This window comes from Spirillospora sp. NPDC049652, assembly GCF_040675125.1.
Taxonomy (GTDB): domain Bacteria; phylum Actinomycetota; class Actinomycetes; order Streptosporangiales; family Streptosporangiaceae; genus Spirillospora.
In genome coordinates this window covers 1-10278 of the sequence record NZ_JBFAOF010000176.1, presented here as the reverse complement: position 1 = coordinate 10278, position 10278 = coordinate 1, and the positions used below count along the sequence as shown (strand labels likewise).

10 protein-coding genes and 1 pseudogene are annotated in these 10278 nt (G+C 73.3%); 3 read left to right on the top strand and 8 right to left on the bottom strand.

Annotated features, from left to right (window positions below; all coding sequences use genetic code 11):
• Both AB0J52_RS14590 and AB0J52_RS14585 read left to right on the top strand, forming a co-directional pair.
• Positions 1-511, top strand: a 511-nt coding sequence (locus AB0J52_RS14590) for a DrrA family ABC transporter ATP-binding protein (RefSeq protein WP_500182080.1), incomplete at its 5' end; no start/stop codon positions are given.
• Between the two features lie 25 nt (positions 512-536).
• Complete coding sequence (locus tag AB0J52_RS14585; RefSeq protein ID WP_500182079.1) at positions 537-1373, top strand: ABC transporter permease; 837 nt, start codon at positions 537-539, stop codon at positions 1371-1373.
• A gap of 50 nt (positions 1374-1423) precedes the next feature.
• Here the strand turns inward: AB0J52_RS14585 and AB0J52_RS14580 are convergent, their stop codons facing one another.
• The 8 genes from AB0J52_RS14580 to AB0J52_RS14545 form a co-directional block, all read right to left on the bottom strand.
• The gene (locus tag AB0J52_RS14580) at positions 1424-2455 is read right to left on the bottom strand and encodes a methyltransferase (protein ID WP_500182078.1); all 1032 of its coding nucleotides are present in this window, start codon (positions 2453-2455) and stop codon (positions 1424-1426) included.
• Positions 2456-2467: 12 nt separating this feature from the next.
• On the bottom strand, positions 2468-4330 hold the full coding sequence (gene asnB, locus AB0J52_RS14575; protein ID WP_500182077.1) for an asparagine synthase (glutamine-hydrolyzing): 1863 nt from the start codon (positions 4328-4330) through the stop codon (positions 2468-2470).
• 118 nt (positions 4331-4448) lie between these two features.
• Entirely contained in the window at positions 4449-5291 is an 843-nt protein-coding gene (locus AB0J52_RS14570; protein WP_500182076.1) for an NAD(P)H-binding protein, read from the bottom strand.
• On the bottom strand, positions 5288-6472 hold the full coding sequence (locus AB0J52_RS14565; RefSeq protein ID WP_500182075.1) for an FAD-dependent monooxygenase: 1185 nt from the start codon (positions 6470-6472) through the stop codon (positions 5288-5290). Before AB0J52_RS14565 ends, AB0J52_RS14570 begins: the two co-directional genes overlap by 4 nt.
• Positions 6469-7488, bottom strand: coding sequence for a methyltransferase (locus AB0J52_RS14560; RefSeq protein ID WP_500182074.1), 1020 nt, complete (start codon positions 7486-7488; stop codon positions 6469-6471). Before AB0J52_RS14560 ends, AB0J52_RS14565 begins: the two co-directional genes overlap by 4 nt.
• The gene (locus AB0J52_RS14555) at positions 7485-8714 is read right to left on the bottom strand and encodes an FAD-dependent oxidoreductase (protein ID WP_500182073.1); all 1230 of its coding nucleotides are present in this window, start codon (positions 8712-8714) and stop codon (positions 7485-7487) included. Before AB0J52_RS14555 ends, AB0J52_RS14560 begins: the two co-directional genes overlap by 4 nt.
• Positions 8711-9577, bottom strand: coding sequence for an LLM class flavin-dependent oxidoreductase (locus AB0J52_RS14550; RefSeq protein ID WP_500182072.1), 867 nt, complete (start codon positions 9575-9577; stop codon positions 8711-8713). The genes AB0J52_RS14555 and AB0J52_RS14550 overlap by 4 nt, the downstream gene beginning before the upstream one ends.
• 8 nt (positions 9578-9585) lie before the next feature.
• Positions 9586-9774 carry a ferredoxin gene (locus tag AB0J52_RS14545; RefSeq protein ID WP_500182071.1) on the bottom strand — a complete coding sequence of 63 codons (189 nt, stop codon included), beginning with the start codon at positions 9772-9774 and terminating at the stop codon, positions 9586-9588.
• Positions 9775-9908: 134 nt separating this feature from the next.
• On the opposite strand from AB0J52_RS14545, the pseudogene AB0J52_RS14540 reads away from it, so the two are divergent.
• Positions 9909-10278 (top strand): annotated as a pseudogene (locus AB0J52_RS14540) (nucleotide disphospho-sugar-binding domain-containing protein); the annotation flags it as partial.

The following is a 10278-nucleotide window of genomic DNA, read 5'->3' as shown; positions in this document are numbered from 1 at the left end:
GGCGGGGGCGCCCCGGCTCCTGCTGCTGGACGAGCCGACCACCGGCGTCGACCCGCGCAGCCGCCTGGAGGTCTGGGACCTCATCGACGAGCTCGCCGCCGGCGGCACCGACGTGCTGCTGACCACCCAGTACTTGGAGGAGGCCGACCGGCTCGCCGGCCACATCGTCATCATCGACGGCGGCCGGGTCGTCGCGTCCGGGCCGCCCGCCGAGCTGAAGGGCCAGGTCGGCGGCAACGTCCTGGAGGTCACCGTCTCCGACCGGTCCGGCCTGTCCACCGTCGCCGGGGTGCTCGCCCGCGACAGCGGCTCCGAACCGCAGGTGGACGAGGGCGCCCGCCGCGTCACCGTCGCGATGGGCGCCGAGGGCGTCGCCGACCGGTTCGCGCTCGGCCTGCGCACCGCGGAGGAGTCCGGGGTGAGCGTGCTCAGCGTCACCGTCCGGCAGGCCACCCTCAACGAGGTCTTCCTCGCCCTGACCGGCCGCGAACGCGCCGAAGCCACGTCCTGACACCTTCCCCCCGAGAGGAACCCCGATGACGACCGCGACCGTCGCGGAACTCCCCGCCCCCCGCCACGCGGGCGTCCTCACCAGCACCGCGCTGGTGACCAAGCGGGCCCTGGTCCCGTTCCTGCGCAGCCCCGCGATGATCATCTTCTCGCCGATGCAGATGATCGGCTTCCTGCTGCTGTTCCGCTACGTGTTCGGCGGCGCGATCGAGAGCGGCAAGGGCCTCGGCTACGGCCACGGACTGTCCTACATCGACTTCGGCGCGCCCGGCTTCATCGCCGCCGGAGTCCTGTTCACCATGGTCACCTCCGCCACCGCGATGGCCGAGGACATGCAGAAGGGCTTCATCGACCGGATGCGGTCCCTGCCGATGCCCCGCCACACCGTCCTGGTCGGCCGGATCCTCGCCGACCTGGTCCTGCTGGTCTGGAGCCTCGGGGTCACCACCGCCGTCGCGTTCGCCATCGGCTACCGCCTCACCGGCACCTGGCTGGACGGCCTGACCGCCTTCGCCCTGTGCCTGCTGTTCGGCTTCGGCCTGGCCTGGGTGTTCATCTCCCTCGGCCTGCTCATCCGGGACGCCCGCACCGTCCAGTTCATGATGATGCCGATCTTCGTGCTGACCTTCGCCTCCAGCGCGTACGTCCCCACCAACACCATGCCGGGCTGGCTGCGCGCCTTCGCCGACCACCAGCCCGTCACCCAGATGGTCGAGTCCGTCCGCGCCCTGACCCTCGGCGACCAGGCCACCGCGCTGCTCGGCCACAGTGCCGGCTACTTCATCGTCCGCGCCCTCATCTGGACGGCGGGCATCTTCGTGGTCTCGTTCCCCCTCGCCGTCCGCCTCTTCGAACGCGACTGACCGGCGTGGGCCGGGGGCGCGAACCGGCCCCCGGCCCACGAGACGGCTCGCTAGACGGGACGCGCTTCCAGCTTGTGGAACAGGGCGGTGTTCTGGCCGTCGCCCACCCGGGACATCGAGGCGAGCGCGAAACCCGCCTTGGTGAACAGGCTCTCGTACTCGGACCGGGTGCGTTCCCAGCCGTTCACCGTGATCATCAGGCAGATGTCGAAGATGCAGGCCGAGAGGAACTCGTCGGCACCGGCGCCGGACGGGTCCTCGGGCATCACGGTGCCCACGACCACCAGGCGGCCGTCCGGGGCGATGGCCCTGCGGATGTTGCCCAGGATGCGGACGCAGGCGTCGTCGTCCCAGTCGACCAGGATGTTCTTCATCAGGTAGAGGTCCGCGCCGGGCGGGACGGAGTCGAAGAAGTCCCCCGCCACCACGTCGCAACGGTCGGACAGGCCGGCGCGGCGCAGCTGGTCGGCCGCCTCCACCGCGCCGTTCGCGGTGTCGAAGACGCTGCCGCGCAGGCCGGGGTGGGCGCGCAGGATCGCCGCCAGGTGGGTGCCGTTGCCGCCGCCGATGTCGACCACGTGCCGCGCGTCCCCGAAGTCGTAGCAGTCGATCAGGTGCCGGAGCTGGTCGCGGGTGCCGGACGCCATCGCGGTGTGGAACAGCGCGGCCGTCTCCGGGTCGTCCTTGAGCGCCTCGTAGGCCTCGACGCCGTGGGCCAGCCTGAACGCCGAGGAGCGGCCGTCGCGGACAGTCTGCTCCAGCGTCCCCCACGCCTTCCACACCTCGGCCTGGGAGTTGAGCCTGACCAGCGCGTCGCCCGCGGTCGGCGAGTCGCTGCGGAACATCGCGCCCAGCTCGGTCAGCTCGAACGCGCCGGAGCCGGTCATGCGCAGCAGGCCCGTCGCGGCGGCGGCGCGCAGCAGGCGCAGCAGCGCGCGCGGGTGGGCGCCGGTGAGCGCGGCGAGCTCGTCCGCGGTCTTCGGGGTGTCCAGGAGGTTCGGTACCTCAAGCCGGACGGTCGCCGCGGTGATCTGGAAGATGACGAAGCCCAGGCTCGACACCAGGGGCGAGGAGGTGGTCATGGCAAGGCTCCTTCAGGGCCGCAGGTCCACGCCGTAACGCGTCAGCCACGCGTCGAACTGCAGGACCATCTCGATGTTCATCCGGCTCGCCCAGTCCTGACCGGCCTCGGCGGGCCGCGCCAGGAGCCGCCGCACGGCGTCCCGGTCCAGGTAGGGCAGCACCGGCGAGGACGGGTCGCGGATCAGGGCGGTCAGCTCGTCCCGCAGCATCCGGGTGTAGGCGGGGTCCTGCGTCACCGGCCAGGGGGACTTGGTGCGGTCGAGGACCGAGGTCGGCAGCAGGTCGCGGCCGACCGCGCGCAGGATGCTCTTCTCCCGGCCGTCGAAGGTCTTCATGCTCCACGGCACGTTGTACAGGTACTGCACGAGGCGGTGGTCGGCGTACGGGACGCGCAGCTCCAGGCCGTGCGCCATCGACAGCCGGTCGCCCCGGTCCAGGAGCATGGGCAGCCAGCGGGTCAGCGTCACATAGGTGATGTCGCGCATGCGGTGTTCGCGCTGCGTCTCGTCCGGCTGGTGCGGGGCCTCGGCGAGCGCCGTGCGGTAGGCGTCGGCGTAGTAGCCGGGCATGTCCACGCCGTCCATCAGGCCGGGGTCGAACAGCGCCCGCCCGACGCCGAGCGGCGAGCCCGGTTGCAGGGTCTCGTTGGTCACCCAGGGGAAGGTGTCGGCGTTCACGCACTCCGGTTTGAACATCCAGTTGTAGCCGCCGAAGATCTCGTCGGCGACCTCCCCGGACAGCGCGACCGTCGAGTGCGTCTTGATCTCACGGGACGTCAGGTAGTTGGACACGTCCATGTCGCCGAGCGGCGTCGGCATGTCCTGCGCCCACAGCACGGCCCGGCGGGTCGCGGGGTCCATCAGCGCGGCCGACTTGAGCCGGATGACGATGTGGTCGGTGTCCCACCGCGCGGCGACCTCGGCGGCGTGCGGCTCGTCGGGCGCGAACCGCACGTCGTCGGGCCGGAACCGCTCGGCGTACTCGTCGAAGGTGGTCACGAACGTCCGGACGCGTTCGCCCTCCTGCCGCCGGCGGAGGCCGGCGGCGAGCGCGGTGACGGTGCTGGAGTCCATGCCGCCCGACAGCGCGGTGCACAGCGGCACGTCCGCGACGAGCTCCCGCCGCACGATGTCGTCCATCAGGCCGCGGACGGTCGCGATCGTGGTGTCCAGGTCGTCCTCGTGCGGATCGGCCGAGAGCGCCCAGTACCGCTGCTCCCTGATCCCGTCCGCGGAGGCGGTCAGGAAGTGCCCGGGGCGGACCTCGGCGATGTCGGCGTACACCGACCGCCCCGGCTGCTTGGCGGTGGCGAACATCTCGCGCAGCCCGTCCGAGGTCACGACCGGACGGATCTCGGGGTGGGCCAGCAACGCCTTCGGCTCTGACGCGAACGCCACCCCCCCGCCGGGCAGCAGGCTGTAGAACAGCGGTTTCACGCCCAGCCGGTCGCGGACGAGCACGACGCGTCCGCGGCGCGGGTCCCAGACCGCGAAGGCGAAGATGCCCTCCAGCCGTTCGGCGCAGGACGTCCCCCACTCCAGGTAGGCGCGCACGACGACCTCGGTGTCGCAGCGCGTCCGGAACCGGTGCCCGCGCGCGGCCAGTTCGGACCGCAGCCGCTCGAAGTTGTAGACCTCGCCGTTGTAGACGAGCACGGCGACGACCCGGCCGTCCTCCTCGACCACCAGCGGCTGCGCGCCGCCCTCGATGTCGATGATCGCGGTGCGGGTGTGGCCGAGCGCGACCGGGCCGGAGGCCCACGTGCCGCGGTCGTCCACCCCGCGGTCCGCCAGCGCGTCGGTCATCGCGCGGATCGTCGGCCGGCGGGCCGTCGGGTCGGTTGCGGAGTCCAGCCATCCGGCGATGCCGCACATCGTCACTCCCCTGCGTCGTGTCGGGCTCCGGCGCAGCATGCGCCTCGTGGGTCCAGGTGAACTCGACGTCGCCTCGATCAGCCCGCGCCCGCGGGTGGAGACCGGGCCGGGCGCCTCGTCAGCCGAACGCGCCGAGGTGGCGGGCGAGCCAGGCGTCGAAGGTGACGGGGGGACGGCCCAGGAGCTTCTCGACGGTGGGGAGCGGCGTGCCGCCCCGGTTCGGATCGGGGTCCTCAAGGGTGTCCACCAGGCCGGTGGCGTAGTCCTCCGGCAGACCCGCCCCGATCATGGCCTGCCTCGCCTCCCCCGGGTCGAGGTCGACGAACGTCAGGGGCCGGCCCAGGGCGGCGGCCAGGCGGGCGGTCAGATCCGCGCCGGTCAGGGCCTCGGGACCGGTCAGCTGGTAGATCGCTCCGGCATGGCCCGGCGCGGTCAGGCAGGTCACGGCCACGTCCGAGACGTCCGCCGGGTCGACCACCGCTCGCGGGATGCGGCCGTGCGGCTGGCGGACCGTACCGGCGTGGACGGACGGAGCCCAGCGCAGGACGTTCGACATGAAGCCCGCCGGGCGCAGAATCGTCCATTCCGCGCCGGAGTTCTTGACGGCCTCCTCCGCGGCGGCGTGGATCGCGCCGTAGGAGTCGCGGACGGGAGGCATCGCGGCGACCGACGAGAGCTTCACGACCCTCGGGGTGCCGTGGGCCCGGACCGCCTCGGACACCGTGCGCTCGTGAACGGCGGTGCGCGGGCCCGCCGACAGGACGAACACCGCCTCCGCCCCGCCCACCGCCGCCTGGACGGCGGCGGCGTCCTCCAGGTCGCCTCGCACCACCTCGACCGGGGCGGGGAAGTCCGTCCCGGCGGGGTCGCGGGTGAAGGCGCGCACCTGTTCGCCCGCCGCCACCAGGCCGCTCACCACGCGGCGTCCGATCGTGCCGGTGGCGCCGAAGACCACGATCATCGCTCTGCTCCCTGGAGGTCGGGCGGGGTCCAGTCCCCCACGCGGGCCATGCCCTCCTGGCCGGCCCGTGGGCCGCGCAGGCGCATGGCCAGGTTGCGGCGCAGGATCTCCCCGCGTCGTTCGGTCAGCTTCCGCCGGCCCATCGCGCGAGAGGCCACCGCGATGCCCTGCGCGCGTGGACGGCGCCGTACGTCGTAGTCCGCCAGCGCCTGGACGGGGTCGTCAGGTGAGGCGGCCAGGGACGCGCAGAGCACCACGGCGTCCTCGAACGCCTGGCACGCGCCCTGGCCCAGGTCGGACGTCATGGCGTGCGCGGCGTCCCCCAGCAGCGCGATCCGGCCGCTGGCGTAGCTGGGCGGCGGTTCTGCCAGCTCCATCACGTCGTGGTGCAGGATGCGGTCCGGCGGCGTCGCGGCGATGAGCGCCGGGATCGGGGTGTGCCAGGAGCCGAAGCGGCGCAGGACCTCGCGGTGGTGGTCGCGGTACCGGGCCCCTTCCGGGGTGTTGGCGACGGCGAACCAGTAGACGCGGTCGCCGGTGAGCGGCATCCGGCCGAACTCCAGGCCGCGCCCCCAGGTGCTGCCCCCGCGTTCGGACGAGCCGTCCACGCCGCTCGCGATCCCCCGCCACACGCTGTGGCCGCTGTAGACCGGGCGGGCGAGACCGGGGAACAGGATGTTCCGGACGCGGCTGTGCGCGCCGTCCGCCGCGATCACCACGTCCCCGCGGACGGTGCGCGAGCCGCGCGGCCCCCGGTAGGTGACGAGCGCGCAGTATCCGAAGTCGGTCACGTCGGTCGCCTCCGCGCCGTGCACCAGCCACGACTCCGGCAGTGCGGCCCGCAGCCGCGCGTGCAGCTCAGGACGGGTGAGGATCGCCAGCGACAACCCGCGGGAGCGCAGGAAGGACCCGGACGCCGGGGCCTGCAGACGGTGTCCGGAGGGGGTGCGCAACCCCTCGCCGCCCGGCGCCATCGACGCCGCCAGGTCGTGCACCTCCACCCCGAGCCGGGCCAGCGCGCGCTGCGCGTTGGTCAGCAGCGAGATGCCCGCGCCGGCCTCGCGCGGCGCGGCGGCGCGCTCCAGGACGGTGACCTGCCAGCCGAGGCGGCGCAGTCCGACGGCGGCGGCGAGTCCGCCCAGGCCGCCGCCGACCACGACCGCGTGCCGCGCAGGGGTCACTCCGCGCTCCGGCGGCACACCACCAGCGTGTCGAATTCGCCGAGCGGCTGCTCCTCGACCGAGGCGAACCCGGCCTTCAGCGCGTTGTCCCGCAGCTCGCCGACCGGGTACTCCGAGCCCCCGTCGGTGACCAGGAGCATGTCCAGGCTGATCACCAGGTTCTCGACCCGGCTGGACGCGCGGTCCAGCATCCGGTCGTAGACCAGCAGCACCCCGCCCGGGTTGACGCTCTCGTACGCCCGTTCCACCAGGAACCGGCGCTGCCCGGGATCCCAGTCGTGCAGGACGTGGCCCATGACGACGGCGTCGGCGCTGGGCAGCGGGTCGGTGAAGAAGCTGCCGCCGTGGAAGGTCAGCTTGCCGGTCAGCCCCTTCTCGGCGGCCAGTTCGTCGAAGAACGGCGACATCTGCGGCAGGTCGAACACCGCCCCGTCCAGGTGCGGGTGCGCCTGGACGATCTGCGCCGCGAGCCCGCCCCGGCACCCCCCGACGTCCAGCACCGAACGATGCTCGGACCAGTCTGGGTAGGCCGCGATGAACTGCGGCCCGAGCACCTGCGTCAGCGCGTCCATCGACCGGATGAACTGGCCCAGGATCGCCGGATCGTCCACCACGGCGTCGAAGCTGCTGCCGGACTGCTGCTCGCCGGTCCGCAGCGCCTCGGCCAGCCGTCCCCACGCCGGATACAGGTTCCGGCTGGTGCGCTGGATGAACCCGCCGATGTAGGCGTCCGCGCCGCGCACCAGGTGGCGGCCCGCGCCCGGCGCGTTGGCGTAGCGGTCTCCGTCCCGCATCAGCAGCCCGAGCGCGACGAGCAGGTCGAGCCAATCGGTGAGGCCGCGTCCGTGCAGCCCGAGGCGGGTGCGGATCTCTTCGGCGGTGGCGGGTCCACTGGCGTCCAGGCCGGTGAACAGGTCGAGCTCCACCGCGGTCATGAGCGCCTTGGCGTCGCAGAAGGCGTTGCCCAGCCGCAGGATGCCGGTGGGCGTGTCGGTGTCGGGGATCGTGTGCGTCACTGGGCGGCTTCCTTCGCTTGGACGGGCATGTCGATGTGGATCGACCACTGGGCGATCCGCAGGGAGGTGTTGATCGCCTCGGTCGCGTACTCGGCCATCGCCGTCTGGTAGGCGCCCGACGCGTCGGCCAGATCCCGCTCGCCCCGGTCCACCGCCGCGAGCGCCGCCGACAGTTCGGCCGCGTCGCGCAGGGCGGTGTTGGCCCCGAACCCGCCGGACGGCGGCATGGTGTGCCAGGCGTCGCCCAGCGGGATCACCGGGCCGGGTTCCCAGTGCTCGACGGGTAGCTTCACGCGCATGGCGATCGGGAACGTCTCGGCCGGTTCGGCGTGCTCGAACATGGCGCGCAGATCGGGATGCCAGCTCGCGGTGCGTTCCAGCACCAGCGACCGCAGCGCCTCGCCGTCCATGGCGAAGAAGTCGGCGTCGGACATGCCCAGCACGTCGGTCTGCGCGTTGAACACCGACATGTAGTAGTCGTCGTTGTAGTCGAACTCCAGACCGGGCCAGAGCCGCCGCGCGGCGTCGCGCGGCGGGGTCCGGTAGACCATCGGCATCAGTCCGAGGTGGTGGCCGTCCGAGCCGATGACGTAGACGGTCCGGTCCCGCACCACCTCGGGCAGCCCGGCCTCGATCGCCCGGTCGCGCGGCGTGCGGGACAGGATCGTCCGCACGCCGAGGTCGGTCGGCTGGTCGCCCGGACGCAGGTGCCGGCGGACCTGCGAGTTCGCGCCGTCGGCCGCGACCAGCACGTCCCCGGTCGCGGTACCGCCGTCGGCGAAGTGCGCCACCACCGCGCCGCCGTCACCGCTGACGGAACAGCGGACGAAGCGCCTGCCGAAGTGGACCACGTCGTCCAGCCCGGCGAGCAGGCAGCGGCGCAGCGTCGCGCGGTCGAGCGCGCCCATGCTCTCGTCGGCGTCGCCGCGCGGGTCGTCGAACGTCGGCGTCCACTGCGGGACGAGGTTCTCGTCGTAGGCCGACCAGCCGTGGTTGTAGCGCTTGTTGGAGGTGACGGTCAGCAGCTCCTGCACGCGCTGCGGCGCGCAGTCGCGCAACGCCTGCTCGCCCTCGGGCAGGAGCCGCAGCCGGTAGCCCTGCATCCGGCCGCGGGGCGAGGCGTCCCGCTCGAACACCTCGACCTCGACACCGGCCTGGCGGAGCCCCTGGGCCAGCGCCAGGCCGCCGAGGCCGGCGCCGATGACCAGCACGCGCAGGCGGCTCATCGGGAGCCCGCCAGCGTGACGTCGGCCATCCTGTCGAGGTGGCCGGGGTCGTCGGTGCAGGGCAGCAGCATCAGCTCGTCGCAGCCGGCCGCCGCGTAGCCGTCGACGACCTCGCGCAGCCGCGCCTCGTCGGTGATCGCGCCCTTGACCAGGAACTGGGCGTGCGGGCCGAGGAAGGCGTAGAAGTCCGACAGGTGCTTGTCCGCGGCGGCCGCGCCGTCCGGGCCGAGGGACACGTAGCAGTCGGCGGCCAGCCGCGGCGCGCCCTCGCGGTCCTCCTCCGCCCACAGCCGCCTGACCTCGTCGGCGAGTTCGGTGAACTTGGGCAGCGCGCCGCCGGGCGAGATCCAGCCGATGCCGTGGCGGGCGGCGCGGCGCAACGCCCCCGGAGAGGTTCCGCCGCCCCAGATCGGGATGTCGCCGCGCACCGGGCGCGGGCCCACTCCCGGCACCGGCCCCCGGCCCTGCCAGACCTCCCGCATCTGCTCGATCATCGCGTCGAGGCGCGCGCCGCGCGTGCCGTGGTCGGTGCCGGTCGCCTCGTAGTCGTCCGCGCGCATCCCGGCGGAGACGCCGACGACGAGCCGTCCGTTCGAGAGCCGGTCGAGGCTGGCGAGCTGCTTGGCGACCTCCACCGGGCTCGGCCGGGCGGCGGCGAGCAGGATGCCGGTCACCAGGGTGATCCGCTCGGTGACGGCCGCCGCGGCGGCGAGCGCGACGATCCCGTCGTAGTTGTCGTAGACGATCCGGTCGGTGACGGTCAGGCTGCTGAACCCGAGCCGGTCGGCGCGGCGCGCGTACTCGACCAGCCGGTCGCCGTCCGCGTCGTGCACGGTCGTCGGAAGGCACACTCCGATGTCCATCTGTCCTCCTACTCGACGCGGATGGAGTCCGTGGGGCAGCCGGCGGCCGCGCCGCGCACACGCTCGCGCAGCTCTTCGGGCGGCTCGGGGTCGATGATCTCGACGTGGCCGTCCTCGTCCTGGTCGAAGACCTCGGGGACGCGGTACACGCACAGGCTGCTGACCGCGCAGGTCTCCTTGCTGGCACTGACCCGCATTCCGCCCTCCGGTTCGCCGGTTCGCCGGTTCGTCCCGATTCGCCGATTCCGCCCTGAACTGTGCGGCGGCCGGTTCGCGCCCGGCTCGACTGCCGGTGGAGGTGGCGTCGACCGGGGGATGCTGGCCTGGGACGATGCGCATCGTCTTCGTCACCTGGGCGTGGCCCTCACATCTGTACGCGCTCGTCCCGACCGCGTGGGCGTGCCGGTTGCGCGGGCACGACGTGCTCGTCGCCGCGCCGCCCGCCCTGACCGCCGACGTCCGGCGCGCGGGCCTGCCCGCCGCGCCGGTGGGACGCGACATCGACGCGGTGCCGGTCTTCCGCGACATCGCCACCGGCCCGCCGGGGAAGGGCGGCGGGCCCCGGGTGCTGGGGCTGCTGGACGCGATCGCCGAGAGCATGACCGGCGATCTGGAGCGGCTGCTCGGCTCCTGGCGCGCCGATCTGGTCGTGTTCGAGCCGACCGCGTTCGCCGGGCCGCTGGCGGCGGCCGCGGCCGGGC

What these genes read in the sequence shown, in the direction of transcription:
- AB0J52_RS14545 (WP_500182071.1), bottom strand. Translation starts at nt 9,774, where the DNA reads ATGCGGGTCAGTGCCAGCAAGGAGACCTGCGCGGTCAGCAGCCTGTGC.
- AB0J52_RS14550 (WP_500182072.1), bottom strand. Translation starts at nt 9,577, where the DNA reads ATGGACATCGGAGTGTGCCTTCCGACGACCGTGCACGACGCGGACGGC.
- AB0J52_RS14570 (WP_500182076.1), bottom strand. Translation starts at nt 5,291, where the DNA reads ATGATCGTGGTCTTCGGCGCCACCGGCACGATCGGACGCCGCGTGGTG.
- asnB (WP_500182077.1), bottom strand. Translation starts at nt 4,330, where the DNA reads ATGTGCGGCATCGCCGGATGGCTGGACTCCGCAACCGACCCGACGGCC.
- AB0J52_RS14580 (WP_500182078.1), bottom strand. Translation starts at nt 2,455, where the DNA reads ATGACCACCTCCTCGCCCCTGGTGTCGAGCCTGGGCTTCGTCATCTTC.
- AB0J52_RS14555 (WP_500182073.1), bottom strand. Translation starts at nt 8,714, where the DNA reads ATGAGCCGCCTGCGCGTGCTGGTCATCGGCGCCGGCCTCGGCGGCCTG.
- AB0J52_RS14585 (WP_500182079.1), top strand. Translation starts at nt 537, where the DNA reads ATGACGACCGCGACCGTCGCGGAACTCCCCGCCCCCCGCCACGCGGGC.